The sequence below is a fragment of the Roseibium sp. LAB1 genome (genome assembly GCF_054658235.1).
The window spans coordinates 1,499,130-1,525,779 of sequence record NZ_BAAGIB010000002.1 but is presented as its reverse complement, the minus strand read 5'-3'; the positions used below and the strand labels follow the sequence as shown (position 1 = coordinate 1,525,779).

Genomic DNA, 26,650 nt, shown 5'->3' with positions numbered 1-26,650 from the left:
AGAAACATGCCTGACGCTCCTGGTCACAAGAAAACGGTCAACTCCTTTGACGTCGCTCGCCTGGCGGGCGTGTCACGGTCGGCTGTTTCCAGAACCTTCACCGACGGCGCGAGCGTCTCCAAGGAAACCCGGGACAAGGTGATCGCAGCCGCGCGTCAGCTCGGTTACCGGGTCAACGTGCTTGCACGCTCGCTGCACAAGCAGAAGTCCGATCTGGTCGGCGTCGTCGCGGCCGATCTCGACAATCCTTTCCGCTCCGAGCAGATAGACCTTCTATCCAAGGGGCTGCTGGAATGCGGATTCCGGCCGATCCTGCTGAGGGGAGAAAAATCGACGGACGTCGCCGATCTGATCGGGTCCCTGCTGCAATACAGCGTTGCGGGTGTCATCGTCACGTCCGATACCCCACCTGAAGAAATCTGCGTCGAATGCCTTGAAAACGGTGTGCCACTGGTGGTGGTCAACAAGCGCGATCCGGGCGCGCCGGTCGACCGGGTCGTGACCGCCTTCGAGGATGGTGGCCGGATGGCATATGAGCACCTGATTGCGAGCGGGTGCCGGAAGCTGGCGGTGGTCACACCTGACCGCTCGTCCTTCTCCATAAACGGCCGCGCGCTCGCTTTCGAACAGGCTGCCAACGACAGCGGTGTCCCCGTTATCCGGATTGCCTGGGGTGCGCAAACTTATGATGGCGGCCTTGAGGCCGCGGAGTTCGTTCACCGGGTCCGCAGTGAGGTAGATGGTGTCTTTTGCACGGCTGACTACCTGGCGCTGGGGGTTCTGGACGGCTTGCGCCACATCCATGGACTGCGTGTGCCACAGGATATCCAGGTGGTCGGTTACGACGACATTCCCCAGGCCGCCTGGAAGGCCTACGACCTGACCACCTTCTCCCAAAGCCGTCACGACCTGTGCGAGGCAACGCTGGACCTGCTGATGCAGCGGCTGGAAAATCCGGATCTGCCGCAGCAGGTCAAAGTCTGCGATGTACATCTGGTGCAGCGCTCAACGACACGGGGACCGGTCGACGATTAAGTGGGTGTCCGGCTGATTGGCGGGAGGTGGCAAATTGCGATGCTTGTGCATCTCGTCAGGCCTTTCTTTGACGCATGCTCCCGTGCCAAGCTCTGGGCAAACCGGGAGCCTTTGATGAAGAGCATTGTTGCAGCGATCGATATTGAAACCGGCACGGAAACCGTGCTGTACGAGGCGGACCGCCATCTGGAAGCGCCCAACTGGACACCGGACGGAGAGGCTCTGATTGTCAACGGTGGCGGCCGGCTTTACCGGTTGCCGATTGACCATCCGGAGTTGCTGGAGATCGGCACCGGATTTGCCTCGACCCTCAACAACGACCACGGCCTGTCGCCGGATGGATCGATGCTGGCGGTCAGCGACGGGACAGAGACCGGCGCAAGCTGCATCTACACGCTACCCGTGACAGGCGGTGTGCCCCGGCGGATCACCTTGCAGACGCCGTCCTACTGGCATGGCTGGTCGCCGGATGGCGAGACGCTTGCCTATGTCGGAAAACGTCCGGAAACCGACGACACCTTCCAGGTTTTCACGATCGGAGTGGACGGTGGCGACGAAAGACAGATCACGCACGAGTTCGATCATTGTGACGGTCCCGACTATACGCCCGATGGCAAATGGATCTGGTTCAATGGGGAGCGATCCGGGTCTGTCCAGCTCTGGCGGGTCCGGCCGGATGGCAGTGACTTGCAGCAGATGACGCAGGACGAGCGGGTCAACTGGTTTCCCCATCCCTCGCCAGACGGCAGGACTATTGCCTACCTTGCCTATGAGGCAGGCACGGCAGGACATCCGGCAAACAAGATGGTTGAGCTGCGCCTGATGTCGGCAGACGGTGGACCTCCGCACACCCTGAAGTCGCTGTTCGGCGGACAGGGAACCCTCAATGTTCCCTCCTGGGCACCGGACAGCAAACGGTTCGCCTATGTGCGTTACGAGATTTGACGGGGCTGTTTCGAGGCGGCCTCATACGCACTAGCGGGTTGGTGGTGTCACGAGCTGCGGGTTGGTTTTCGTCCGGGTTCCCCATCTCAGGGTGACTGCCAGGCTGGCCAGGATGATCAATCCGAGGCCAATGAGTTGAAAGGTGCTGATCAGATGCCCATAGGCCAGCGCATCCACCAGCACCGCGCTGGCCGGATAAAGAAACAGCAGCACGGCAATCACGGGTGTCGTCAGTTTCGGCAGGGCCTTGTAGAGCACCACATAGACACCACCGGTATGAACGAGGCCGATGACCGCCAGCCACCCCCATTGACCGGCCGTCAGGGTCAACGGATTTGCCGGGCTGAAGGCCGCCAGCATCAGGGTACCGGTCGCAAACTGAATGGTGGCAAGCTGGGGAGCGGAAATTCCGGTCAGCCCCTTGGCGATGATTGTCACGCCGGCATAAAGAAACGCGGCGGCCAGCGTTGCGCCCAGCCCGATGAGATAGGACCTGTCCGCCGTCAGCTCAACCCCGCTCAGCCCTGTGGCCATGGCAAGACCGGCCAGAGCGAGGCCGATCCAGAGGATCGTGACGGCCTGCAGCCTTTCCCGGAAGACGAAAGCGCCCAGAAGCACCACGAGAAACGGCTGGATGTGAAAGGTGATGGTGGCAATGGCAATGCCCGTCCGCTGTATGCCTTCGAAGAACAACACCCAATTGCTCGCCATCAGGACACCGCTTGCGACAGCCATGGCAAGAATGCGTGGAGACAATCCGGCCAGCCGGGTGAGGTCACCGCGATATTGGCAATAAAGCGCCAGAGCCATGCCGCCGATTGCACAGCGATAGAAGGCCACGGATACCGGATTTGCGCCGCTTTCCAGAACGCACAGCCCGATCGTGCCAAGCAGGGTCTGTGCAGCGATGAGGCCGATCATGCCTTCCATCTGTCTGGTCATGGGGCTTTGTCCTGACTGGCGGCGACAGAGCGCCGCAAACTGGTGCAACATCGGCGCGGATCCGACGGGGTCCTTAAGAGTGGGCTCTCTTTAATTGTTTGGTCAAACGATATAATCTGAAGATACTTTTTGGATATGTTGAAGAATTATGCAGCTTGATCACGCCCTTCTGCGGACCTTTCTTGCCTGTGTCGATGCGATGAGCTTCTCGCGCGCGGCGATGCGTGTGCACAAGTCGCCGGCGACGGTGTCCATGCAGATCCAGCGTCTGGAAGAGCGCATCGGCAAGCCGCTGTTTGTGCGTGACACGCGCAACCTGGCGCTCACGCAGACGGGAGAGGAACTGGAAGGCTACGCCAGAAGGATACTGCGCCTGCATGATGAGGCCGTGGAGGCCTTTCGCCAGCCCGACATGGAAGGAGCGGTCACCATTGGTGCACCGGACGATTACATTGCTGCCATGCTTCCGGATGTGCTCAGGCGTTTCGCCAGCCTGTTTCCGCGTGTTGAACTCAACGTCGTCTGCGCTCAGTCGACCGCGTTGCTGCCGCAGGTCGACGACGGCAAGATCGATCTGGCCATTGTCACACGCACAGGCGGGACGGAGGGACGGCTGATCCGGCGGGAGCCGATGGTCTGGATCAGCTCCGGCGACGGCCAGGCCCTGGAACGCGACCCGCTACCCGTCGCCCTTTATGAGCCTGGCAGCCAGGCCCGGACGGTTACACTGGCGGCGCTGGGTCGCAGCGGTCTGCGCTACCGGTCCGCCTATTCCAGCTTCAGCCATTCGGCACTGGTCACGCTTGTCGAGGCAGGTCTGGCCGTTGCTGCCGTCGTTCAGATGGCGGTTCCTCCGACCGTTGAGCGTGTCGGTCAGGATCGCGGCCTGCCACCGCTGGACCCGCTGGACATCATCCTTGTGCGCAGCAGGCGCGCGCATTCCAACGCCTGCGAGGCCTTGGCATCAGCACTGCTGGAAGGGGACGTGTGAGCGAGCCGGACAAGCCCGTCACGCCGTTACAGGGGAGCTTGCTCAGTCGTCTTCCCTGAGCCCGTCAAAGGCAGCTAGCGCCTCGGCGCCGTAAATCATCGACGGACCACCGCCCATATAGACGGAGACACCGATCACTTCGAGGATCTCGTCCCTGTTGGCTCCAAGGCGTGCCGCGGCGCGGGCATGATAGGCAAGACAGCCGTCGCAGCGGGCTGTAATACCGATGGCCAGTGCGATCAGCTCCTTGGTCTTTGCGTCAAGCGCGCCGGGGGCGGTTGCGGCTTTCGCCAGTGACCCGAAGCCTTTGGCGACCTCCGGAATGCCTTTGCGAACGGCGGCCATGCGTTCATCTGTCTGCGCAACGAAGTCGTCCCAGTCGGAAACAGCCATGCTTCATCTCCATGTTGCCGGAAATCTCGACAGACAGCCTAGGCGCGGACCAGGGGAAAGGCGTTGATGTGGCTCAAGCCCTGACTGCTCGCGGACAGTCTTTCACCGTCCGCGAGCAGCGAGTGTTTCAAGCATCTTGTAAGGAAGGGCGACTTGCCGGCCTTGGGCAATCCGGCTGGCAAGCACCCATCTTCGACATCAGCTTGGGCGACGCCTCAATGCGCTGTCATTTCATGGACGATCTCGTCTCCGCTCAAGGCAGCCGGATAGTAAGTCGGCCAGTTGGTCAGTTCCTTCAGGACCTCTTGTCGGTCCTCACCCCAATAAAGGTGATAGTGATCTGCCTTCGACGGGGCGATCCGGTGATCGCTGAACTGGATGAAGGCTGGGGCCTTGTCGTCGCCAGCGGTTTTCCTGAAGATGAAGCGGACGCCGCGATTGCCTTTCTTGTAGGTGAGGATCTCGTATCCGTCGGCAACATAGTGCCCTTCGAAGGCCCCGGCTTCCGTCTGGAACGTCACGCTGTCCGCGCCGATCACGACCCGGTCGACATCGGTGCGATAGCCCGTTTCGTAATAGGCTTTATAGTCTTCAGCCGACTTGTTGCCGTGTTCCGCCTTGTGCGCCATGACGGGATCCAGCGTGCCGTCCTGCAGGTAGGGATAGACGGACTGCCATTCGCCTTGCCAATCCGTCAGCGGGCGTGGCTGGATCTGACTGTCCTCGAAATAGCCTTTGTAAATCTGCCGCTCTGCATCGCTCGCATGCGCGTGCGAATGGTCGTGTTTTGTCGAAGTACCTTTGGTTTCCTGCGCCTGGGCAGGGGCTGCCACAAGAAACGTCGCGATGAGCGCACATGCGCTGGTCAGCCGGGCAAATGGGAATTGCATGGATCCGATCCTCTGCTGATTGGAAAGGGGGAGGTGTTGATGTGATTCGTAATGTTATTACATTACCTGAGTTGCGTAGCGCAAAGCGCGCGTCCGGGCAACGGCAAAGACACGCTTTCCCTGCAGCGAAGGTTGAAGTGGTCACGAGCTATCTGAAAGTCGCACGAAGGGGATTGCGGACCTGCCGCCGGAAGTCAGCCGTTTAAAGTCAGCCGATCCTGCGGGCTCCAGGTGAGTGCCTCGATTTTGAATCGGCAGGACGGTCAGGTGCGAGTGCAAGGAGACTGGGTCGGGTCAGGACCCCGGCAACGCCTTTTCGATTGCCGCCGTCACATTTGGTGCGGTCGGGGGGACCGGGGTCGGGAACCATGCGACAATGCTGCCATCAGGACCGATCAGATACTTGTGGAAGTTCCAGTAGGGCCGCGCCAGGGGGCCCAGTTCACGGGCAGCCCAGCGGTAGAACGGATGGGCCTGATCGCCCTTCACGACCGTCTTGGCGGTTAGCGGAAATTCCGCCCCGTATTTGGCCTCGCAGAACTTGGCGATGTCGCCATCTGCACGAGGTTCCTGGCCGCCGAAGTCGTTGGAGGGAACCCCAAGCACCAGCAAGCCGCGGTCCGCGTAAGTTTCGTGGAGTTTCTGCAGACCGGCAAGCTGGCCGCTGAAACCGCACTCTGTTGCCGTGTTCACGACAAGCACAACCTTGCCGGCATAGTCCTTCAGCGCAAGCGGTTCGCCGTAGGGCATCTCGAATGTGAAGGCGTGGGCCGCATGGCCAGCTTCACTGTGCCCCTTGAAATCTTCGGCCTGTGCGGCGGTGCCAAGCAACACAGCTGCCAGAGACGAAACGAAAGATAGAAGCCGGAACATTTCAAGACCCTCGCGGTTTGGAAATGCTACGCGCGTGGCACGGTGTCAGATCACCATACCGGCGCCGACCATCCGGAAATCAGCGTCTTGCGAGGCTGTTATCCGCCCCGGAACCCGGAACTTGACCGGCTGCCGAAGCCGCCGCGCGATGCAACGGAGGTCCGTGTCTGGACCTTTGCCGGCTTGGGCGGTGTTTTCACCGCGTCGTCATAAGTGCGCCAACTGCCACCACCATAGCTGCCGACGTAATACCCGCCGGATGTGTAGTAGCGTCTGCTGCCGCGTTCTGGATAGACCGGGCGAACGTTGCTCTGGAGCAGCTGGTTGGTGACGGCACCGGTCAGTGCCCCCGCCAGGAAATAGCCTGCCGGAAACGGCGTGTAATAGGAGGATCCGTCAGCGGCACTGTCTTGGGCGCAGACGTTGTTGCCGTGCTGCTCGCTACACAGGTTCACCGTGTTGTAGCGCGGTCCTGAAGTCTGGTGGATTGACTTGCCGGCGGTAATTGCCTCGACGCAAACTTCGTCGGGAACGTAATTGTCGGCGATACATTCTGCTTCGGTCTTGTAGACCCGGCCATCCACCGTCGGTTCGTCCGAGCAGCCTGCAATGGTTACGGTCGTCGTCGCCATGACCACCAGCTTGATCGACTTGGAGCGTTTCATGAATTTTCTCCCGACCTTCGAACGGTCTGATGAAATGCTTTGCGTGATGCGGTTCGCGGCGCTGGCTTAAAGCTGTGCCGCTCCGCCCCGGTCAGTAGGTGATACAGGCGGCGTTCAGCAGGCCAACCGTGAGTGAAATGGCAGCAAGATTGGTGCTGATCGCCATTTCACCGCCCTTGATCCGGTCAGTCACCTTCGGGAAGAACTGGCGAAAAACCTGATAGACGATAAGCTGTGCGGCACAGGCGATGATGCCCCAGATGATGAAGTCGAAAATGTTCACGGAATTGGCCGCGGCGCTGGCCAGCGGCAATGAAAAGCCGAGAAAGGCCGCACTGAAGACCACCGATGCAGCGACGTTGTTTTCCTTGATCAACGCCATTTCGTCATGCGGGGTCATGACCGTATAGATTTTCATGAAAATAAGCAGCATGACGATGGCTGCTATGAAATAGGCGATAAAGGGAACGATGCCTGAAAGGGACGCCTGAAGGTCTGCCATATTGGTCTCCACTATTCAGCTCAGACAGAAAAATTGTGTCGTTCGAGCGGGAACCCTAGCATGAACGCGACACTGCGTTCCGCATTTTCCGGCTCTTCCATGTTGACCAGCAGCATTTCGTCCCGGCCGTCCTGCAGGGCGCGCGCAAAGAGCATGGCTGTCTGGAAAATCTTTCGCCTGCCGCCGCCTTCGCGGTCATCGCAGACTTCCTCCCAGTAGGTCATCGGATCTTCGGGAACGGTCGAGGTGTCGAACCAGGCGCGCTCGAAGCGGTAATCCTGGCCTTCCCCCGGGAGCGAGAAGCTGGTCTGGCGGATCGCGGTTTTCACCCGGTTCCACTCGGCATCGCCGGACGGATACTGCACGTCATAGAAATACCACAGCATGATCTCGTCGACGCGCTCGTCGTCCTTGCCGTCGCCGCCCTGAAACTGGATCAGGAAGCGGTCGTCGTCCGGATAGAAACGATGCATGTGCGATTGTTCGCCGAGGTCGCAATGGCCCTGGGCGGTGATCATGAGCGTGGTGTCCGGCCGTTCGATCAGACTGTCGGAGGGCAACAGGCGAAGCGCGATCGGATCGAAGGAGATACCCCGCCCGATGGTCAGCCCGAGGACTTCCGGCGGCTGCCAGCCTCTGGACTTCTTGTTAAACAGTGATCCGAACATCGCCTCCCCCCAGACCGGCCGCGATCTCGCCCGCCGCGAGTCGTTTGTTCGCGAGATAATAGATCGAGCCACCTGTTTTCAACGTCTTGGGGAAAGGCCTGAACAGGAAATCCGGGTCGTCCGGCTGTGACACCGCAATCAGCGTGCCTTCGGCTCCCGACAGGGCCTGTTCCAGTTTGTCGGTTTCCGTGCCGCCGCCACTCTGGACGATGGCCGAATAGATGGTCGCGCCAAGGCCGGCCGTGGACAGCGCCATCAGGATCTGGCCTGCCCCCGGATCCTGGGCCGCGCGCACCAGCGCTTCGCAGGCATTCGACACCACCGGCTCGATATGGGCAAGCTTGCCCGCGCGCCGTGCCGTGTCACGGTCCTCGAAATAGGCGGCGATGTGTACGGTGTCGTTGAGTTCACGGATGGCAAGGCAGGTGTTGAAGGTTTCAGCGTCCGAGCTGGCATAGACCAGGACTTTCTGCGCGCCGGGAATGGCCGCGCGCCGCAGCGATTGCAGGGCGTCCATGCGTTCGGCCCGGATCAGCCGGACTCCTTCCGGCACTTCCACGTTCTTGGAATCGGCGAGCAGGATGATCTTGTCGTCGCCGTCCTGGCCGGCGATCAGGTTTTCCACCATCAGAGGCGTCTTGTCCCGGTGGTAGCCGATAATCACCGTGGCGTTCTGCACCCGCTCATAGTTTCCGTTACCGTCAGCCATACGCCTTACTCCTTCCACAAGCATACCCGTCAGCCTGCCCAGTACCGCGGAGAAAATCAGCAGCGCACCCGGAAAGAACCAGAAGGCTGCCACCATCCGGCCTGCCTCCGTTGACGGCGAAAGATCGCCGTAACCGACAGTCGATGCGGTTGTCGCCGCAAAATAGATGAAGGTCAGCGGATTGCCCGTCAGGCCTGTTTCACCAGCAAGGAAAAACAGGATCCACGAGATCACCATATAGGCGCAGATCAGCGACCCAAGCAGCCAGAGCTTGAGCTCGAGGACATGCTGGTAGAGCCGGGAAATGATGAGTTGCAGGATTGGCACCGCTGAAATCTGCCCCCTGTTTCGGTCGCGGGCTACTCTGACCAGCGGTCGCCGCCTTGTCAATTCGGCATAGCTTTCCGAATAATCGCTTGAAACGGGTAGACTGGGCTTCTACTTGTTCGATGCCGGATTCCGGCACCGGATTTTATATGGAGGGCTATGGATGAGTACGCGGCAATCTCCCTGGACACTTGCGGAGCTCAAGGAAGCTCTGGAGCAATCATCTTCCTTCGGCGAAGGTGAAATAAGCTGCACCGTCAGTCCGGATCAGCCCGGCGTTCTGGAAGTTCAGCTTCAGTCTGCCGGCGAGATCACCCTGTTCATGGTTGTCGGCGAAACCCAGATCCTGACGTCCACCGTGCTTTGGCCGTGCGACGCCCAGGACGACCCGTCCTCCTTCGAGGCGATGATGCTGCGCAACCACAAGAAGCTGCTGCCGCTCTGCGCCCTGTCCATCGATATGATCGGCGGGCGTGAATATTACGAGCTCTTCGGCGCCATGTCCGTACGCTCGACCCTCGATTCGGTCGAGACGGAATTGCGAACCATTGCCAACAGTGCTCTGGAGCTGGCCGCAGACGTCGGTCCCAAGGCCGCAGCCTGATCCCGCCGCCAATTTGAAGAAGGACATTTGAAGATGAGTGTTTGGGGCAAATTGATCACGGCGTTCAAGGGCCACGCCCACAATGCCGCGGAATCCGTTCAGGACGCCAACCTGATGACGATCCTGGAACAGGAAGTCCGCGAAGCGAAACAGGCGATCGGAGCGGCCAAGGACGAAAAGGCACGCATGGCGGCCAACCGCAAGCTGAAGGAAAAATCCGTCAGCGAACTGATGGCCGAGATCGAACGCCGTACGGAAGCCGCCCGCAACGCCAAGGCACAGGGCGACGAGCCGCTGGCCATCGAGATTATCGAAAGCGTTCTGAAACTGCGCGACAAGGCAGAAGCCGACCAGGCTCTGTTCGATCAGTACAAGTCCACGGAAGAGCGGATGGACAGCACCATTCGCCAGTCGATGAACAAGATCGAAACCCTGCAGCGCAAGATGGAAAGCGCCAAGGCCAACGAAGCGTTGATCAAGGCCCAGAAGGCGGCGTCCACCAACACGACGGCCTCCGACGGGCGCCTGGCGAGTGCGGTCGACAGCCTGGCTCGTCTGGAACAGCGCCAGGCCGAGCAGCAGGCGATGCTGGAAGCGGCCGAGGAAGATGCGCGTCTTGAAAGCGGTGCCGATCTGGAAGCCAAGATCAAGGCTCTGGAAAATCCGGCCCGCAACGACGTGCAGGCTCTTCTGGCCAAGCTCTGACGCCCCGCTCGTCATGAAGCGGATCGCAGTTCCTGAAAGGCCGGGTTGGAAGGAAGAAGCCGAGCAGCTCGGCTTCGGCTTTCACACCATGTATGGCGCACCGTACTGGGACGAGACCCACGCCTATCAGTTCAGCCTGCGCGAGATCGAGGAAGACCTGGAGGATCCTTCGCAGGAACTCTATGGCATGTGCCTTGATCTGGTTGACCGGGCCGTGCGTGACGACGCTCTCATGGACAAGATGGCGATCCCGGAAAAATACCGTTCCTGGATCCGCAATTCCTGGGAACAGCAGCAGCCGTCGCTTTATGGACGGTTCGACTTCTTTTACGACGGCAGCGGTCCTGCGAAGCTACTGGAATTCAACGCCGATACACCGACGGCGCTTTACGAAACCGGCTTTTTTCAGTGGATCTGGCTGGAACAGCAGATGGCGGCTGGCGTTTTGCCACCCGACAGCGATCAGTTCAATTCCGTGCAGGACCGTCTGATCGAACGGTTCGCCGCCATGTTCGCGCCCGGCTATCACATCCACTTCGCCTCATCGAAGGATCACGACGAAGACCGGGCCACGGTCCGTTATCTTGAAGACTGCGCGAGGCAGGCGGGACTGATACCGCATTTTGTTGCTGTGGAAGAAATCGGGCTCGATGACGAGGGCCGGTTTGCCGACGCCGACAGTTTCGTGATCGACGCCCTGTTCAAGCTCTATCCTTACGAGGACATGCTCCGTGAGGATTACGGCCCCTATCTGCCTGATGCTTCGATCCAGTTGCTGGAGCCGCCCTGGAAGGCGGTGCTCTCCAACAAGGCGATCCTGCCGCTGCTCTGGCAGATGTTTCCAGGTCACCCGAACCTGTTGCCGTCCTATTTCGAAGGAGAGGCGGATGAGGCGTTCCTGAAGAGCGCGCATGTCCGCAAACCCTTCTTCAGCCGGGAAGGCGCCAATATCACGGTGCGTGGTGTCGGGGATGAAGACCTGAGTACACCCGGGGGCTATGGTGCAGAGGGGCACATTCTGCAGGCCTATGCCGAGCCGCCGAAATTCGGCGACGACTTCGTCATGATCGGATCGTGGATTATTGGCGGTCAGGCGTCAGGCATCTGCCTGCGCGAGGACAAGGCGCCCGTGACGCAGGACCTGTCGCGCTTCGTGCCGCATGTCATTCTGGAAAACTGATTGTCGGGTGAAAAGTCTGTGGCCCTTGGAAGGAGCCAGAGCAGGTAAACTGTGAAACCGACCGGCGGCCGGGCGCGGCCGTTTTTCGGGTCGTTCTTGTTCTCTGCGCCTCAGGGCCGCCGGTCGGTTCACGGGCAGGCTGTGTCAGCCTGCCTTATGTGTGGGCCAGGCGTCAGCCGCGTCCGGCTGCGACCGATTTTGGCGGTGCCATGCCGTCATCCTGTTCCTGACCGAAAAACGTTCCGCCAAGCTGTCCGCCGGCGTTGGATTTGTCAGCGACCCGCTTGATCTTCGCCGCCTCCTGTTCGGCTTCCTTGCGAAGTTTCGGACTGAGGTCATTCATGGAAAGGTCCATCTGGTCCTCCTGTATTTGATGTGGGTCCATGGAAATAACGGACCGCACGCAGGAAAGTTCCTTGTCCGGCCGGGAGCGGGACAGGATAGAGTGAATTTTCAGCATGGAAAGAAACTCTGGAATCCGCGGAAATGCGGGGTGCCGAGACAGTTTGCATGCTCGGCGAAACAATTTCGGTTTTTTTTGAGCCATGGGGTGGAGAAACGTTCTGCCGGCAGAGCGTCTCCCATCAGCAGAGTGTCTCTCCACCAGCAGGTTGTCACAGGGGGTGGAACGCTCCGTTCCAGTAAACCAGCGCGCCCGTTGACCGGCCTTGCCGGATTGCGCGGACCTTGCCAATGACAATCGAGTGGGTTGCCCGGTCGATCATCTCCTCGACCTCGCAGTCAAAGGCCGCCGGAGCGCCTTCCAGCAGAAGGGCCCCGGTTTCTGCCGTCTGCCATTCGGCTCCGGCATATCGTTCAGCCCCTTTGACCCCGCCGAACCCCGAAAAGTTCTCCGCGACCTTCCGGTGTTCGGGGCCGAGCGAAGACCAGCCGAATTTCGGATATTTCTTCAGCAAGGGCCAACTGGAAGACGCCTTGTTCACACAGGCCAGTACCAGCGGCGGATCGGCACTCAACGACATTGCCGATGTCACGAGGAGGCCGGAAATATCCTCCCCCTGTCCGACCGTGATCACGGAGCAATTGCCCACCAACGCCCGCATGGCGTTGGTGAAGGCTTTCGACGGTGACGGATCCATCACCGGATTCCGGCTTCCGCCAGCAGAGGCAGCACATTGTCCCGGAAATAGGGGAACTCCTCGACGTAATCGACAAAGGAAAGTGTCGTTCCGGCAAAGCCTGTCTCGTGCAATTTGAGGATGCCGTCGGCGACCTGCCGCGGCGTTCCAACCAGCGGGAAGCCGCCGTGGCCCATGGCGAACAGGTTCTTGATCTGGGCAAGCAGGTCGTGCGGAAACGACTGCGCATGCGCAAACTGCAGATTGACCAGATTGTCCACCGCTTCCCAGTCGGCCAGGTCTCCCATGAGCCGGTCCCGAAGGGCCGTCGCTTCTTCCTCCGTCTCGCGACAGATGACATGGCTGAAGGTCAAAACGCCTACATCGCGCCCCTTCTCCGCCGCCAGCGCCTTCAGTTCCTTGATTTCATCAACAGACCGGTTGAGATCGATTGCGGGTGTAAACAGGTAGTCCGCGTTGTCGGTAGCAAAGGCCCGGCCTGTCGCCGAACCTGCCGCGTTCAGGATGGGCGGGCGGCCCTTGACGGGCTTGGGGTCACCGGCGACATGCTTCAGGTTGAAATACTTGCCCTCCCAGTCGAAATATTCCTGCGAGGTCCAGAGCTTTTCAACCACGTCGAACCACTCCTGGGCATAGCCGTAGCGGGTCTCGTGATCGTCTGGCAGGCTCAGGCCAAGGGCCTCGTATTCCGGCTTGTTCCATCCCGCGACAATGTTCAGCCCCGCACGGCCGTTCCCGATCTGGTCCATCGTTGCGATCTGCTTGGCAACGACAACCGGATTGTTGGCCGCCGTATGCACCGTGGCAAACACCGTGATGTTCTTTGTCGAGGCCAGCAGCGCGGTTGCCCAGGTGATCGTTTCCAGCACGCTGCCGTGAAAGTCCGTCTCGCCGCCATAGCCGATCCAGCGGGCGATCGGCAGCATGAAGTCGATGCCGGCATCGTCCAGCATCTGGCCGAGTTTCAGGTTGTTTTCCCAGCTGTTGACCCATCGTGACGGCAGTTTGGTGACTGTCATTCCAGACGAGCAATTGGACGAAAACGTCCCGAGTTTAAAGCCGTTCTTGTCTTTCATCATGTTGGTAGGCATGGATCCCCTCCATTTAGGATAGATTTTAAATTGTATTTTTTATTTAAAACTATGTTCAAGAACGTCCTTACGTCAAACGAAATCAGAGCTATAATTTATTTGAAGACGTGAAGAGGGACAGATGAGCGGCAAACCGGACGATCAGAAACTCAACTATCATTGGCACCTCTCGGAGAACGATGCAGAGGTTGTGTGCACCGAGCTGGAATTCGCGTTGATGCGCTGTTTCGAGGCATTCGGACGGTGGCAGACCGAGTGCCTGGCATCTGTCAGCGACGTGGGGGCGACCGGACCGGAAAACGCACTGCTGCACATCGTGCGCATGAACGACCGGGCGAAAAGCATCAAGGAACTGGCCCGGCTTACCAACCGGGACGATATTCCGAACATCCAGTATTCGATGCGCAAGCTCGTTGCGGCAGGGCTGATTGAAAAGCAGGGATCCGGCCGCACGGGCGTGACCTATCAGGCAACACCGGAAGGCAAGAAGATCACCGATGACTATGGCGCCGTCCGCAAGCGGCTGCTGATTGAGCAGATTTCAAGCCTGCCCGAGTTCGACACGCGCCTGAAAGAGGCAGGGCAAAGCCTGAATATCCTGGCAGGCATCTACGAAGAGATTTCCCGCATCGCCGCGACATACCGCCGGTAAGGCCAGCCTTTGCGTATTGGCGGGACGAGTTAGCCCGTCAGCCGCTTTTGCTGCATGCTTGCAGCGCGCGCACCAGGTCTTCGGCAAACATCGTTGCCGCCAGGCTGTGGCTGGGCTTGTTGCGCTGAACCAGCGACAGCACGTTCTTGCCGAATGTCTGCTCGCGAATGGGCACATAGGTCAGCGAACCGTTGCGCTGTTCCTCGGCAATGTCGAACCGGCTCAGGAACGCGATGCCGTCGCCGGATCCGGCAAGGCATTTCATCGCTTCTATGGAATTGGCGAGATAGGCCGGCTCTACCTCCACTCCTGCCGCGGCAAAGGCATCCGCGACAATTCCGTGAATGAGCATCGAGCGGTCGGCAAAGATCAGCGGATAAGGCTGGCAGGCCGTCAACGAGATGCTGTCCTGCCGGGCCAGGGGATGTTCGGGTGAAAGCACTGCCCCGAGACGCGTGTTCATGGTCCACAGCGTTTCAAGCTGCTCCACCGGCGGCAGGTTGAAGGCAAGGCCGATGTCGGCCTGACCGTCCAGCACCGCGTTGGCGATGTCACGGGCGAACATCACCCGAATGGTGATCTTGAGGCGCGGGTGGCGGGTGCCGAGGCTTGAAGCTGTTTTGGGAACAATGCCCCCTGCAAGCCCGCTCATGGTGGCGATAATGACCTCACCGCTCTGCAGGGCCTTCATGCCGCGAATATCCGCCTCGACCTGGCTGTACTCTCGGATCGTATTTCGCACATGGGCAACCAGCACCTCTCCGGCCGGCGTCAGCCGAAGACCTCGCGGCAGGCGTACGAACAGAGGCTCCCCGATGTCTTCCTCAAGTTGCAGGATGTGCTTGTTGATGGCGGATGGGGCCACGTTCAGCCGGTCGCCCGCGGCCCGGATAGATCCGCGGCGGGCGACCTCGTCGATATACCGCAAGACCCGCGAATGCAGCATGATCACCCCTTTCTTGCGTTCTCGAAAAGTGCACGCTCCGCGCAGAAAATACTGCTTTTCGGAAGCGGTTCAATCCTTTTTTATCCTCTCCGGCACTGGCGCAGGCCCCATCGGTGACCGCCAGCGGAACGCCAATCATGATGAGGAGGAACGACTTGAACGCTTCGGAAGCAGCGCATTACGACAAGGTGCGCGCGATTTTTGATATTCTGGAAGGACGGCGCGAGGCTGATCTTCTGCTGAAGAACCTCAACATCCTCGATGTGCATGGCGAGACCGTCTACCAGGGCTCCATTCTCGTCTATGACAAGCGCATCGTTGCACTCAATCCGGACGAGGAGGTGCTGAAGGTCCGGGAAGTGTTCGACGGTCAGGGGCTTTATGCCATTCCCGGTCTCATCGATGCCCATATCCATTTTGAGTCCCAGCTGGCGCATCCCGTTGCCCTTGGCGAGGCGATGGTCCCCTGCGGCACCACGACGATCTTTTCCGAATGCCTCGACCTGTTGAGCGCGGCCGGTGAGGAAGGAGTCGAGGCGGCGGAGAACCTCTTCCGCGACCACGACAAGTTGCCCTACCGGCTGTTCGCCTTCGCACCGGGCAAGAAGACGGACGCCCGTGTCACCGAAGCGGTCCTGAAAATGGATCCCGTCGTCGGCCTCGGCGAGTTCGAGCACTTCACCTACAGTTCCGGCAACGACGACGATTTCCGCAAGGCAGCCTGGGTGCGTGCTCGCGGCGGTTTCATGAACGGCCATTGGGGCGTCACCGCTCTTTCCGACATGATCCTGAACTACCTTCCGGCCATCGGAGTGTCGAACAACCACGATGTCTGGAACGAACAGGACATCGAAAAAAGCATCCGTTACGGCTTCCCCACCCATATCAAGTTCGGTGTCGGCAGCGCCGAAGTCATCAAGGTGCTTCTGCGCGCCATCGTCGACCGCAAGTGGCCGACGGACAATTTCATGCTGTGCACGGACAACATCTCGGTGGAGCGGCTGCTGCACCAGGGGCACATGGACTGGATCATCTCGCTATGTGCGCAGATGGGCATCAATCCGATCCACGCGATCAAGATGGCGACGCTCAACACCGCGCGTTCCTTTCACATGGAAGACCGGATCGGCTCGCTTGCTCCGGGGCGGTTTGCCGACATCGTTCTGACCCCGAGCCTGTCCGCCATCGAACCACGCTACGTGTTCAAGGACGGAGAGCTGGTGGCCGAGCGTGGCAAGTTGCTGACCAACGCGGACAACGACTATTCACTCATGTGCAAGAAGGGTGTTCCGGGGCTGGACGGCCTGACGGCGGATCAGCTCGACATCGATCCCCTGGAAGTGTCCGAGGACGGTACCAAAGCCAAGGTCTATCTCTTCGACGTTTACGGCCGGGGTCATGCGAAATTCTACCGCGAGGTCTGGGTGCCGCTGAAAGACGGCAAGGTTGTTCCGGAACTGGTCGGCGAGAAGCTCAGCCGGCTGTCGGTGGTGCAGCGCTATGCCAACGGCAAGCGGCATATCGTCAACGGCCTGTTCACCGGCGTTCACGTGGAAAGAGGCGCAGTTGCAACCTTCTGGCCGGCACCGAAGCCCTATTTCGTCGCCGTCGGTCAGGACAGCACCGAGATGTGTGGGTGTCTCAAACGGGTCGATGCCCATGCCGGGGCCTGCATCGTGACGGAGGACGGTGCGGAAAAGGCAGCAATGCCGCTCGAGATCTACGGCGTCATGGCGAACATGAGCGTTGCAGAGCTGACGGCCGCGGCCGGTGCAATCGATGCCGCGCTGGAGGATCTTGGCAACCGCAACGAGGGTGAGCCGGTGGTGAACAAGCTGCTGAGCCTGTTCATATCTCTGCACCGCTTCCGCTTCATGGCCTGAAGCAGCAAGACGAAGACGACCCGGCAGGCACTTGGATGCCTGCCGGCAAGGGGAGGGCATGGAGCAGGGCCTTGGGAAACGGCTTTACATCCATGCAGAACACATGCGACAGCGCGGTTGGCTGCAGGACCGGAAACGGCCATGCCCCGCGCGACACTTCTGGAGGAAAGCATGGCGCATAACGCAGCCGAAGCGGAGATCATCGATACCGGCAGCCTCGTCCGGCGCTGGATCATGTACATTGCCGGGATCTACATCCTGACTTTCGGGGTGAGCCTGGCAATTCGGGCCGGTATCGGCATTTCACCGCAGAGCAGCCTGACCCGTACGATGACGCTGGTGTTCCCACCACTCAGCCAGGGCACCTACAACTTCATTCTCGAACTGGTCATGCTGTTCCTGACGTTCCTGGTGTTGCCCAGGGACTTCAAGCTCAGGAACTTCGCTTCGCTTATTCCAGCCTTCGTGCTGGCGGTATGCCTGGATCTCAATCTCAAGCTGACGGGCTTCATTCACCTTGACGAGTATGCCCTGAAGGTCGCTCTGCTGGCTTTCGGTGATGCCGCGCTCGCGTTCGGACTGTTTCTGATGATCCGCGCCAATCTGGTGCTGATGCCGGTCGACATGTTCGTCAACACGATCTTCCAGCGCACCGGGTGGAAGTGGGGCAATATCAAGACCGGTTTCGACCTGACGCTGTTGCTGACCTCCGCACTCATCGGGCTGGCATTCCTAGGGGAAGTCAAATTCATTCGCGAAGGGACGATCCTCAACGCGATCTTCGTCGGACAATATATCCGGCTCTACTTCTTCCTCTACAAGAGGATGAAACCGAAGGATGAGGCCTCCGCCGCAGCGTGAGCCGCAACCATCTGATGTCACACGTGCAGGCGGCTTTCGGGCCGCCTGTTGCATTGGGCCTCTGGCAAGCTGCCGGATCTGTGATAAGTGCGAGGCAAAGGGCCTGATCGAGACAGGCTCCAACGCAAGCGCAGGTTAATTTCTAAAATGTTGTCAGGTGTTTGTATCGGCGCAAACGATCTTTCGGCTGCCGGCCGGTTTTACGATGAAGTGCTTGCGACAATTGGCATGAAGCGCGTTTTTTCCGACCCTCGCGAACTCGGCTATGCAGGTTCCGACGGGCGCACAACGCTGTTTGTCTTGCTGCCTTTCGACGAGAGGGAAGCCACATCCGGCAATGGAACACAGGTCATGGTCTATGCGCCGGACGCTGAAGCCGTGAGGGCCTTTCATGCAGCAGCACTCCGGTGTGGAGGACACGATGAAGGAGCGCCCGGACCGCGCTCCTATCACCCGGAATATTACGGCGCCTATGTGCGCGATCTCGACGGCAACAAGCTGAATGTTTCCGTCAGTCTGGAAGCCGGTCCCACCGCCTGAACACGCAGTGTTGATCATCGGGCACATGAGTTGTCTTGATCGGGCAGCTAATTTTGGGTGCAAGAAGCGCTGGCCAGTTTCAGGAGACTCCAGCCCATGCCACATTCACCTCAGCCGGACATCGACTTTGTGCGCCTGCCGGATATCGCCGTGGATGAACTGATCGCGCATATGTCGGACCCGCGTGTCGGCACGCATATGCCGCTGCTGACCTTCGCCTGGGATCATGAGATTGCCCAAAAATTCGTCGCGGCCAAGGAGGCCTGCTGGCAGCGCGACGGGCTTGGGCACTGGGCCTTTCTGGCAGATGGCCGTTATGTCGGCTGGGGCGGTTTTCAAAAGGAAGGCGAGGAGTGGGATTTCGGGCTGGTGTTGCATCCGGCAGCCTTTGGGCTCGGGATGCGGATCACCAGAAAGGCGCTGGCCTTTGCAAACGAAGACCCGCGTATACCGTTCGTCACATTCCTGCTGCCACCTTCCCGGCGCAACCTTGGTGCACTGCGCCGGATGGGAACCCGTTTCGTCGGCGAGACAAACTATGACGGAAGCCGCTTTCTGAAATACCGGCTGGAAACCTCAAGTCCTGCTGGCGAGGTCAGCCGGACAGCTTGACCGTCTCCACGTTGACGTGGCTTGCCTGGCCGGCAAACCAGCCGTTGATGGCAGCACCAAGGCCAAGCGCCACGAACAGCACCGCGCTCCAGGCAAAGCTTCCCGTCCAGCTTCGGATAAGGCCGACGATCAGCGGACCGATGGCCGCGAGCGTGTATCCGACGCATTGGGCCATGCCCGATAGCTGGGCTGCGGAATGGGAATCCTGCGTCCGCAGAACAATGACGGTAAGTGCCACCGCAATCAGTCCACCCTGACCGATGCCCTGCAGCACGGCCCAGACCCAGACAGTGGACAGCGGTGCGAATTGCAGGCCGAGCAGGGCCGTAACCGCTATAACGCAAAGGGCCACGTTGATTAACCGCTGATCCTTGCCTCGAACGGCAAGATGCGGCGCGATCAGGCAGGCTGCTGCCTGCACCATCACCGATACCGACACGATTGCCCCGGCAGTGACGCCGTCCAGTCCGCGCGCCCGCAGGATCGGCACCAGCCAGCCAAAGACGCAATAGGCAAGGGCGGATTGCAGTCCCATGAACAAGGTGACATGCCAGGCCAGCCTGTCGCCCCACATGCCTTTCACAGCATAAGTTGCACCCCTTGCCCGCTTGCGCGTCGCCATCACCTGGGGAAACCACAGGACAGCCACCACGAGCGCCGGCACGGCCCAGATCGCAAGCGCACCCTCGATAGAGCCGCCAAGGGCCGCTTCAAACGGAATGGTCAGTCCTGCGCCAGCGGCAGCTCCGGCGCACAGCGCCATCGTGTACCAGCCGGTCACAAGGGCGGCCCTGTCGGGAAAGTCGCGCTTGACGAGCCCGGGCAGCAGCACATTGCCCACGGCAATGCACGCGCCTGCCAGCGCCGTTCCGAAAAATAGCAACGGTACGGAAGACGTTCCGCGCGCTGCCGTGCCAAGGGCCAGCAAAAGCACGACCGCAAGCAAGGTGCGTTCCGTGCCGATGCGGCGGGCAAGGCGTGGGGCCAGCGGCGAGAACAGGCCAAGGCAGACAACGGGCAGCGTCGTCAGAAGGCTTGCGCCGGTCGGTGACAGGCCGAAACCTTCGCGGATTTCCGGCAGAAGCGCCGATGCGCTGGAAAATACCGGGCGCAGGTTGAAGGCAATCAGCACCAGGCTGGCGCCCAGCAGAAAGCGCACCAGGCCGCTCTGCTCCCCCGGCTGTGGCTGGTCGGTGGAAACGTCGATGTCTTCGGCATCGATCAGTTCGATCGAGCCGGGATCGATTTCAGATGCCTGGGTCATGAGCCGAGCAATCGCTCGAGGTCTCTCAGCACCGGGGCCATGAAACGGCGGACGGCGGTCTCGGCCAGCTCCGGATTGCCCGTCTCGATGGCGTCGACAATGGCGGCGTGGGCGGCCATATCCGGCTCCTGCAGGTCTTTTCCGAGCGTTGCCTCGATGGTTTCGCCGATCAGGCTCGAGAAGAATTCATACATGTTGACCAGCACGCTGTTTTGCGAGGCGGCGACGACAGCCCGGTGAAAGGCAAAGTCGCGCTCAACAAAACCGGCCTTGTCTTGGCCATCGTAGTTGCCCCGCTCTGCCAGCAAGCGGCGCAGCTTCGAAATCACCTCTGGCGTCTGGCGATGGGCTGCCAGCCGGGCTGCTTCCGCATCCAGCGCCAGTCTGGCCTCGAATTGGTCGCGCAAGGTGGCCCGTCGTGCCATGGTCAGCGGTCCGGTGGCATCCACGACCGACAGAACATAGGTTCCCGAGCCCTGCCGGGTTTCCAGATAGCCTTGCGAAACGAGCACGCGAACAGCCTCGCGCACGGTGCCGCGGCTGATGGAAAGCTGTGCCGAAAGCTGGGCCTCGTTGGGCAGTTTTTCACCCACGGACCAGCGATTGCCCACGATTTCCGCCCGTATTGCCTCGGCCGCGCTGTCGACCAGGCTGGTTTTTGCCAGAGATTGCATCGCAAGTTACCAAATCATCAGATGACTTGATCATAAGGATGGTGACAGAGCTTGTCCATTGGCGAAATTGCCTCGGCCGGAGACGTCGTGTGCCGGTGCCGTCCTGGCCGAACGAAATATGTGCCGGGATCGAAGGCCACAGGATAATCGGTTGTTTCGCGCTGGACTCAGAACCCTGGTTCAATCTTACCAGTCGAGCTCTATCAAAAGGTGTGACGTCGCGCACTGGAACAATGATAAATTGTGTGACGTGGAAGACAGACGCAGTCGCCGGCACCGTGGCTATTTGGCTGCACCGGCAAGTCAACGAGAGACGCCGAAAACGCATGCAGCTTCAGGGGCCATTGAGGGGGCCTAACCAAGGGAGAGTGAATGTGGCCGAGTCTTTTTTCCTGCCTTACGAATACGTCGATGTTCTGACCAATCCGGGCCTGCAGACCAGCGCCGGCCGGGTCAAGCTCACGCAGTATCTTTGCAAGGACCGCGGCAACGGCGGCAATGACAGCGCAACCAGTTTTTTCAAGAATTTCCGCTGGATCAAGGATCCCCACGGCATCACGCTGAACCAGCATGTCGGTGGCCGCGAGATCGACCTGGCGCTGAAAGGCCAGGGAAACGACAAGACATTCGTCAAGATCTGGAACTTCATGCTGAAGAACAAGGATCTTTTGGACAAGTACAAGGTTGAGGTCTGCGGCCGCGCGAACAAGGACGGCTCCAAGGATGTCGAGCAGACCGGCAAGATCAAGAAACTCTACTTCGACAAGATGTCCGATCAGGCGGCACTGCAGCAGATGGTACAAGACCGCTTTTTCGGCATGGACTGCATCGGTTTTATCGCCAATTTCCTCATATTCACTGGTGAGTGGGACAAGTACTATGGCGTTTCACCCCGGCGGTATCCGGATCATGTTGCCAAGATCAACATCGATGACATCAACGAGGTCAAGCCACTTGATTTCATGGTCTGGAACGGACATGTGGCGATGATCGACTGGGTCTGGGAAGTGCTGGACGAGAAACGCGCGCGCATCGACATGTGCCAGAGCTCCAGCGGGGGGCCGCAATGCAATGAATACGTTATCCTGCGCCGTACCGGTGGCAAGGGGCTCAAGGGCGGTTGCGAATTCACGATCGACGGTGGCACTCCGGCCCCACCGGTGCGTGGCCATTTCACCATCTGGCGACGGGAAGGGTTCTGGTATTGAGCAGGAAGGTCCACTGGCGCGACAGGTTCATGCAGTCACCTGCCGCGCCGGTTTGAATGCCTGTCAGACCAGGGCGGGATTGAGCTGTGCGAAAGCCTCCTGCCTCTGATAGGGAAAATGCGGATAGGAAGCAGTCCGCGCACTCGAGGCATCGAGACGCGCAATCTGCTCGTCCGTCAGCGCCCAGCCAGTCGCCCCCAGATTGTCGCGAAGTTGCGCCTCATTACGCGCCCCGATGATAACTGACGCCACAGTTGGGCGCCGAAGCAGCCAGTTGATCGCCACTTGCGGGACGGTCTTGCCGGTTTCTTCCGCAATCGCATCAAGGCTATCGACCACCGAGTAGAGCAGATCGTCCTCGACGGGCGGTCCGAAACTTGCGGTCTCATGCAGTCGGCTGCCTTCAGGGATCGGCTGGTTCCTGCGGACCTTGCCGGTAAGCCTACCCCAGCCAAGCGGGCTCCAGACCATGGCACCAAGGCCCTGGTCCGCTCCGAGCGGCATCAGATCCCACTCGTAGTCCCGGCCGACAAGCGAATAATAGACCTGGTTGGCGACATAGCGGGGCCAGCCGTATTTCTCTGCGACGGCGAGCGACTTCATGATCTGCCATCCGGAGAAGTTGGATACCCCGACATAGCGGATCTTCCCGTCGCGGACGAGCTGGTCAAGGGTGGAAAGCACCTCCTCAACCGGTGTGAAGGCGTCGAAGGCGTGCAGTTGCAGAAGATCGATATAGTCCGTCCCAAGGCGCTTGAGAGCGTCCTCGACACTCCTGATCAACCGGTATCTTGATGAACCGGCCTCATTAGGGCCATCCCCCAGCGGGAGGCTCATTTTTGTCGAAAGCAGCACCGCGTCACGGCGGCCCTTGATCGCTTCGCCGAGCACTTCTTCCGAAGCGCCTTCGGAATAGTTGTCTGCGGTGTCGAACAGGTTGACGCCGGCCTCAAGGCAGATGTCGACGAGGCGGCGCGCTTCCGCGATGTCCGTGGTGCCCCAATGACTGAAGAGCGGGCCGGAGCCGCCGAATGTGCCGGCACCGAAGCTGAGGGCGGGAACCTTGAGCCCGGAGTTTCCAAGATAACGATAGTCCATGTCGATGTTGTCCTTTCTAGCTGGCAGTCTGGTGAGTGGAGGTCGGAGAGGCGGCGGGCCGCCGTTCAATCGCGAATGAGGCAAACGCGACCGCGATGGCGAGGAGGGGGAAGCCCGCGGCGACGAGAGGCAGGTTTTCCAGTCCGGGCCCATGGGAGATGGCGATGCCGCCGGCCCAGGCCCCAAGTGCGTTGCCGAGATTGAAGGCAGCGATGTTCAGGCTGGAGGCAAGGCTTTCTCCGGCGCCAACGGCTTTCGACAGAACCCGGGACTGCAGCGGCGGAACCGTCGCGAACCCCGCAACGCCGAGCAGCGCCGTCAGCACCACGGCTGCAGTCTGGTTTCCAAAGGCGGCAGACATGATCGCCAGCACTGCTGCCAGTGCCGCCATGCTGCCGATGAGCGCTGTCTTCAGTCTGATGTCGGCAAGTTTTCCACCCAGCAGGTTCCCGGCGACCAGGCCGCCGCCAAAGACCAACAGGATGGGAGACACAGCCGTGTCGGCAAAGCCGCTGACCTGGGTCAGCAGCGGGGCGATGTAGGTGAACAGGGTGAAGACGCCTGCGAACCCCAGAACCGTGGTCAGGAACCCGAGCAGGACGGGTGCACGTGACACCGCTTTCAGATCAGCCTTCCAGCCGGACGGAACTGGACGCGAGCGATCTGTCGGGACGAGCAGAAGGAGCACGGCGAGTGCGGCCAAGCCGACCAGCGTCACGGCCCAGAAGGTCATGCGCCAGCCGAATTGCTGCCCAAGCCAGGTTCCGGCAGGCACGCCAAGGATGTTGGCGAGCGTCAGCCCGGTGAACATGATGGCAATTGCCGACGCCTGCTTGTCCTTGCCGACCATGGAGGCAGCGAAGACCGAGCCGACACCGAAGTAGGTGCCGTGCGCGAGGGCCGTGAGGATACGGGCCGCCATCAGCAGGCCGTAACTTGGCGCGAGTGCGCAGGCAGCGTTGCCGATGATGAAGATCACCATCAGGCCGACCAGCACGCACTTCCTGTTCCACGTAGCGGAGAAGACAGTCAGGATGGGGGCGCCGACCACCACCCCGAGGGCGTAGCCGGAAATGAGCATTCCCGCCGAGGCGACCGAGACACCAAGATCGCGGCTGACCTCTAGCAGAAGGCCCATGATGACGAATTCTGTGACGCCGATACCGAAGGCACCGGCCGCCAGTGCATAAAGGGCGATAGGCATTGTGGGTTCCGTCCAAGACATTTCGATGGACGGAACCTAGGCAGCAATCATATCATGAACTATACGCCCGAAATGAATAAGATAAGTGAATTGAAGTCATATGTCGCGTGCCAGTGTAAACCGCAGCGGTGAGATGGAGGTCTTTGTCCAGGTCGTCGAACTGGGTGGGTTTTCCCATGCGGCCAGGCAATTGGGGATGACCCAGTCCGCCGTCAGCAAGCTGATTTCCCGGCTGGAGACCCGGCTCGGCACAAGGCTCTTCAACCGGTCCACCCGACGGCTGGATCTGACGGCCGAAGGCTGCGTCTTTTACGAGCGTGCGAGAGAAATTCTCTCAAGCATCAATGACGCGGAACGGCAGGCAGGAATGGGCGAGCAGCCTGTTGGCCGCATCCGGCTGAACACAAGCGCCTCCTATGCGACCCACGTCCTTGAGCCGGTCCTGCCTCTGTTCCTCGAACAATATCCCGACATTTCTCTCGACATCGTTCTGACCGACGCCTTGATCGACCTACTCGCGGAGCGAACCGATGTGGTCGTCCGGGCTGGGCCGCTCAAGGATTCCAGCCTGGTTGCGCGCAAGCTTGGCGAAACACCAATGCTGATTGTTGCTTCACCAGATTACCTTCGGCGTGTCGGGGAACCGGCCTGCGTCACGGATCTGGCGGGACACAGGAAAATCGGGTTCACTTACCCGCGAGAAGTCGACACCTGGCGCTTTCTGCGTGACGACGAGCCGATCGCGATCTGCCCTCCCGGCCGGGTTCAGGGCAGCGACGGCGAAGCCATTCGCCGGCTGGCAATCCATGGTCTGGGCCTTGCCCGTCTTGCTGCCTTTACCGTCCGCGATGACATCGCCGCCGGACGCCTGAAGCCGGTTCTTGAAGAGTGTTATGCAGACGACAGCGAAGCGTTCCACGCCGTCTACACCGGTCAGGGCGGCCCTTTACCCGCACGCGTTCGAGTATTGCTGAACTTCCTCGCCGAACATGGCACCGTGGCATGAGGACTGAAAGATACGCTTATGCGGCAATAATTGAGGAACCTGCAGCGTTTTAGACGTGCACTTTCGCGAAAGTCAGCAAGATGAAATTTGACCTGAAAAGGAACCATAAGTCTTTGAAGTTTCATGCATGACACAACTATCACGCTAGGTTAATCTGCCATTCATGAGTTCCGATGATTGGTCAGATACGGAAAATGACGCCGTTGTTGCGTCTTATTTCGCGATGCTCAGCGACGAGCTTGCAGGTCGGTCATATGTCAAAGCCACCCACAATAGGCTGGTACAGGAGCAAATAGGTCGTACTCGTGGTTCAGTAGAATTCAAGTATTGCAACGTTTCAGCCGCTGCCAAGGGATTTGGGCTTCCGATTATCAAAGGATACCAACCTCGTTTCAATTTTCAGATGGCGCTGGCCGAAGCGATTTCACGATGGTTGGCAAGACAACCAGAGTGGGAAACGGGGCTTCACAATCCTCTCAGCTCTGAAATGGACGAAGCGCCGACACTCTTTGTCGGTGTGGTCCCCACGCTCAGAAACACGCCACCACCGGAAGAAACGGAAAAATTGCAGGCTGTCGCTCGACGCTTCGATGTTGCTGGGCGCGATGAGCGGAACCGGAAACTAGGTCGTGCCGGTGAAGAGGTTGTGTTTCATCGAGAGCGTGCTCAACTGAAAGAACTGGGCCTAAATGATTTGGCGAGACGAGTCCGTTGGACCTCGCAAGAAGACGGAGATGGCGCAGGATACGACATCCTCAGTTTTACGCCTGACGGAAGAGAGCGGCTCATTGAGGTTAAAACGACAAATGGCTGGGAACGCACGCCGTTTCATATCTCCCGAAACGAATTGGAGGTTGCCAATGCACGTCGCGACGACTGGCGCCTCTTCCGCCTCTACGAATTTGCAAGAGGCCCAAAGGCATTTGAGATTCGGCCGCCTTTAGAGGCGCACGTGGCGCTTACCGCGACGAGCTTTCAAGCCAGCTTCGGGTGATGAAACCGCATGGACATTGCGAGTCATCAAATGATTTTGGCATTGCCTAGATGGCAGAATCCAAAACGGTTCTATGAACCTGTATAAC

30 protein-coding genes are annotated in these 26,650 nt (G+C 59.8%); 14 read left to right on the top strand and 16 right to left on the bottom strand.

Annotated elements, in window-relative coordinates; translation table 11 throughout:
• Window positions 1-6: 6 nt before the first annotated feature.
• Complete coding sequence (locus ACYQ54_RS16985) at window positions 7-1,035, top strand: LacI family DNA-binding transcriptional regulator (protein ID WP_460084340.1); 1,029 nt, start codon at window positions 7-9, stop codon at window positions 1,033-1,035.
• A gap of 114 nt (window positions 1,036-1,149) precedes the next feature.
• Entirely contained in the window at window positions 1,150-1,980 is an 831-nt protein-coding gene (locus ACYQ54_RS16980) for a TolB family protein (protein ID WP_460084337.1), read from the top strand.
• Between the two features lie 30 nt (window positions 1,981-2,010).
• Here ACYQ54_RS16980 and ACYQ54_RS16975 read toward each other — a convergent pair whose 3' ends face one another.
• Window positions 2,011-2,922 (bottom strand): DMT family transporter, encoded by a 912-nt coding sequence (locus ACYQ54_RS16975; protein WP_460084335.1) that lies wholly within the window; start codon window positions 2,920-2,922, stop codon window positions 2,011-2,013.
• A gap of 148 nt (window positions 2,923-3,070) precedes the next feature.
• Here ACYQ54_RS16975 and ACYQ54_RS16970 point away from each other — a divergent pair, with 148 nt between their 5' ends.
• A complete protein-coding gene (locus tag ACYQ54_RS16970) occupies window positions 3,071-3,913 on the top strand; it encodes a LysR substrate-binding domain-containing protein (protein WP_460084332.1) in 843 nt (280 codons plus the stop codon).
• Between the two features lie 42 nt (window positions 3,914-3,955).
• Here ACYQ54_RS16970 and ACYQ54_RS16965 read toward each other — a convergent pair whose 3' ends face one another.
• From ACYQ54_RS16965 to ACYQ54_RS16935, 7 genes are all read right to left on the bottom strand, one after another.
• Window positions 3,956-4,306, bottom strand: a complete 351-nt coding sequence (locus ACYQ54_RS16965; protein WP_460084330.1) for a carboxymuconolactone decarboxylase family protein — start codon at window positions 4,304-4,306, stop codon at window positions 3,956-3,958.
• A gap of 215 nt (window positions 4,307-4,521) precedes the next feature.
• The gene (locus ACYQ54_RS16960) at window positions 4,522-5,196 is read right to left on the bottom strand and encodes a ZinT family metal-binding protein (RefSeq protein WP_460084328.1); all 675 of its coding nucleotides are present in this window, start codon (window positions 5,194-5,196) and stop codon (window positions 4,522-4,524) included.
• A 294-nt stretch (window positions 5,197-5,490) separates the two neighbouring features.
• Window positions 5,491-6,069 carry a glutathione peroxidase gene (locus ACYQ54_RS16955; protein ID WP_460084325.1) on the bottom strand — a complete coding sequence of 193 codons (579 nt, stop codon included), beginning with the start codon at window positions 6,067-6,069 and terminating at the stop codon, window positions 5,491-5,493.
• Between the two features lie 98 nt (window positions 6,070-6,167).
• On the bottom strand, window positions 6,168-6,734 hold the full coding sequence (locus tag ACYQ54_RS16950; protein WP_460084322.1) for a DUF1190 domain-containing protein: 567 nt from the start codon (window positions 6,732-6,734) through the stop codon (window positions 6,168-6,170).
• A gap of 91 nt (window positions 6,735-6,825) precedes the next feature.
• A complete protein-coding gene (locus tag ACYQ54_RS16945; protein ID WP_460084319.1) occupies window positions 6,826-7,236 on the bottom strand; it encodes a DUF350 domain-containing protein in 411 nt (136 codons plus the stop codon).
• 20 nt (window positions 7,237-7,256) lie between these two features.
• The gene (locus ACYQ54_RS16940) at window positions 7,257-7,904 is read right to left on the bottom strand and encodes a DUF2491 family protein (protein WP_460084317.1); all 648 of its coding nucleotides are present in this window, start codon (window positions 7,902-7,904) and stop codon (window positions 7,257-7,259) included.
• Window positions 7,885-8,940 (bottom strand): potassium channel family protein, encoded by a 1,056-nt coding sequence (locus ACYQ54_RS16935; protein WP_460084315.1) that lies wholly within the window; start codon window positions 8,938-8,940, stop codon window positions 7,885-7,887. The genes ACYQ54_RS16940 and ACYQ54_RS16935 overlap by 20 nt, the downstream gene beginning before the upstream one ends.
• Window positions 8,941-9,103: 163 nt before the next feature.
• Here ACYQ54_RS16935 and ACYQ54_RS16930 point away from each other — a divergent pair, with 163 nt between their 5' ends.
• From ACYQ54_RS16930 to ACYQ54_RS16920, 3 genes are read left to right on the top strand one after another with little or no spacing between them, the layout of a single operon-like run.
• Window positions 9,104-9,544: a YjfI family protein gene (locus ACYQ54_RS16930; protein WP_460084313.1), complete on the top strand. Its 441-nt coding sequence runs from the start codon at window positions 9,104-9,106 to the stop codon at window positions 9,542-9,544.
• Window positions 9,545-9,577: 33 nt separating this feature from the next.
• Window positions 9,578-10,249, top strand: coding sequence for a PspA/IM30 family protein (locus ACYQ54_RS16925; RefSeq protein WP_460084310.1), 672 nt, complete (start codon window positions 9,578-9,580; stop codon window positions 10,247-10,249).
• 13 nt (window positions 10,250-10,262) lie between these two features.
• Window positions 10,263-11,429, top strand: a complete 1,167-nt coding sequence (locus ACYQ54_RS16920; protein ID WP_460084308.1) for a glutathionylspermidine synthase family protein — start codon at window positions 10,263-10,265, stop codon at window positions 11,427-11,429.
• 172 nt (window positions 11,430-11,601) lie between these two features.
• Here ACYQ54_RS16920 and ACYQ54_RS16915 read toward each other — a convergent pair whose 3' ends face one another.
• The 3 genes from ACYQ54_RS16915 to ACYQ54_RS16905 all read right to left on the bottom strand — a co-directional run bounded on the left by ACYQ54_RS16915 (window position 11,602) and on the right by ACYQ54_RS16905 (window position 13,620).
• Window positions 11,602-11,784 carry a hypothetical protein gene (locus tag ACYQ54_RS16915; RefSeq protein ID WP_460084306.1) on the bottom strand — a complete coding sequence of 61 codons (183 nt, stop codon included), beginning with the start codon at window positions 11,782-11,784 and terminating at the stop codon, window positions 11,602-11,604.
• A 259-nt stretch (window positions 11,785-12,043) separates the two neighbouring features.
• On the bottom strand, window positions 12,044-12,529 hold the full coding sequence (locus tag ACYQ54_RS16910) for a flavin reductase family protein (RefSeq protein WP_460084304.1): 486 nt from the start codon (window positions 12,527-12,529) through the stop codon (window positions 12,044-12,046).
• Window positions 12,529-13,620 carry an LLM class flavin-dependent oxidoreductase gene (locus ACYQ54_RS16905; RefSeq protein WP_460084301.1) on the bottom strand — a complete coding sequence of 364 codons (1,092 nt, stop codon included), beginning with the start codon at window positions 13,618-13,620 and terminating at the stop codon, window positions 12,529-12,531. The genes ACYQ54_RS16910 and ACYQ54_RS16905 overlap by 1 nt, the downstream gene beginning before the upstream one ends.
• Window positions 13,621-13,741: 121 nt before the next feature.
• Between ACYQ54_RS16905 and ACYQ54_RS16900 the strand changes: the two genes are divergently transcribed.
• Entirely contained in the window at window positions 13,742-14,272 is a 531-nt protein-coding gene (locus tag ACYQ54_RS16900) for a winged helix DNA-binding protein (protein ID WP_460084299.1), read from the top strand.
• Window positions 14,273-14,309: 37 nt separating this feature from the next.
• Here the strand turns inward: ACYQ54_RS16900 and ACYQ54_RS16895 are convergent, their stop codons facing one another.
• On the bottom strand, window positions 14,310-15,218 hold the full coding sequence (locus ACYQ54_RS16895; protein WP_460084297.1) for a LysR family transcriptional regulator: 909 nt from the start codon (window positions 15,216-15,218) through the stop codon (window positions 14,310-14,312).
• 155 nt (window positions 15,219-15,373) lie between these two features.
• Here ACYQ54_RS16895 and ACYQ54_RS16890 point away from each other — a divergent pair, with 155 nt between their 5' ends.
• From ACYQ54_RS16890 to ACYQ54_RS16875, 4 genes are all read left to right on the top strand, one after another.
• Window positions 15,374-17,101, top strand: a complete 1,728-nt coding sequence (locus ACYQ54_RS16890; RefSeq protein ID WP_460084291.1) for an adenine deaminase C-terminal domain-containing protein — start codon at window positions 15,374-15,376, stop codon at window positions 17,099-17,101.
• Window positions 17,102-17,242: 141 nt separating this feature from the next.
• The gene (locus ACYQ54_RS16885) at window positions 17,243-17,962 is read left to right on the top strand and encodes a YczE/YyaS/YitT family protein (RefSeq protein WP_460084289.1); all 720 of its coding nucleotides are present in this window, start codon (window positions 17,243-17,245) and stop codon (window positions 17,960-17,962) included.
• A gap of 147 nt (window positions 17,963-18,109) precedes the next feature.
• Complete coding sequence (locus ACYQ54_RS16880) at window positions 18,110-18,502, top strand: VOC family protein (protein WP_460084286.1); 393 nt, start codon at window positions 18,110-18,112, stop codon at window positions 18,500-18,502.
• 96 nt (window positions 18,503-18,598) lie between these two features.
• Window positions 18,599-19,114, top strand: a complete 516-nt coding sequence (locus ACYQ54_RS16875) for a GNAT family protein (RefSeq protein WP_460084283.1) — start codon at window positions 18,599-18,601, stop codon at window positions 19,112-19,114.
• Here ACYQ54_RS16875 and ACYQ54_RS16870 read toward each other — a convergent pair.
• The gene (locus ACYQ54_RS16870; protein ID WP_460084280.1) at window positions 19,098-20,378 is read right to left on the bottom strand and encodes a CynX/NimT family MFS transporter; all 1,281 of its coding nucleotides are present in this window, start codon (window positions 20,376-20,378) and stop codon (window positions 19,098-19,100) included. The genes ACYQ54_RS16875 and ACYQ54_RS16870 overlap by 17 nt on opposite strands.
• On the bottom strand, window positions 20,375-21,052 hold the full coding sequence (locus ACYQ54_RS16865; RefSeq protein WP_460084277.1) for a FadR/GntR family transcriptional regulator: 678 nt from the start codon (window positions 21,050-21,052) through the stop codon (window positions 20,375-20,377). The genes ACYQ54_RS16870 and ACYQ54_RS16865 overlap by 4 nt, the downstream gene beginning before the upstream one ends.
• Before the next feature lie 374 nt (window positions 21,053-21,426).
• Between ACYQ54_RS16865 and ACYQ54_RS16860 the strand changes: the two genes are divergently transcribed.
• Window positions 21,427-22,260: a hypothetical protein gene (locus ACYQ54_RS16860; RefSeq protein ID WP_417708929.1), complete on the top strand. Its 834-nt coding sequence runs from the start codon at window positions 21,427-21,429 to the stop codon at window positions 22,258-22,260.
• A 63-nt stretch (window positions 22,261-22,323) separates the two neighbouring features.
• Here ACYQ54_RS16860 and ACYQ54_RS16855 read toward each other — a convergent pair whose 3' ends face one another.
• Both ACYQ54_RS16855 and ACYQ54_RS16850 read right to left on the bottom strand, forming a co-directional pair.
• Window positions 22,324-23,358, bottom strand: coding sequence for an aldo/keto reductase (locus ACYQ54_RS16855; RefSeq protein ID WP_460084275.1), 1,035 nt, complete (start codon window positions 23,356-23,358; stop codon window positions 22,324-22,326).
• Between the two features lie 16 nt (window positions 23,359-23,374).
• Complete coding sequence (locus ACYQ54_RS16850; protein WP_460084272.1) at window positions 23,375-24,562, bottom strand: MFS transporter; 1,188 nt, start codon at window positions 24,560-24,562, stop codon at window positions 23,375-23,377.
• A 100-nt stretch (window positions 24,563-24,662) separates the two neighbouring features.
• Between ACYQ54_RS16850 and ACYQ54_RS16845 the strand changes: the two genes are divergently transcribed.
• Together ACYQ54_RS16845 and ACYQ54_RS16840 are read left to right on the top strand one after the other, a co-directional pair.
• Window positions 24,663-25,568, top strand: coding sequence for a LysR family transcriptional regulator (locus tag ACYQ54_RS16845; RefSeq protein WP_460084270.1), 906 nt, complete (start codon window positions 24,663-24,665; stop codon window positions 25,566-25,568).
• 163 nt (window positions 25,569-25,731) lie between these two features.
• Window positions 25,732-26,562 carry a protein NO VEIN domain-containing protein gene (locus ACYQ54_RS16840; protein ID WP_460084268.1) on the top strand — a complete coding sequence of 277 codons (831 nt, stop codon included), beginning with the start codon at window positions 25,732-25,734 and terminating at the stop codon, window positions 26,560-26,562.
• The last annotated feature ends 88 nt before the right edge of the window (window positions 26,563-26,650 follow it).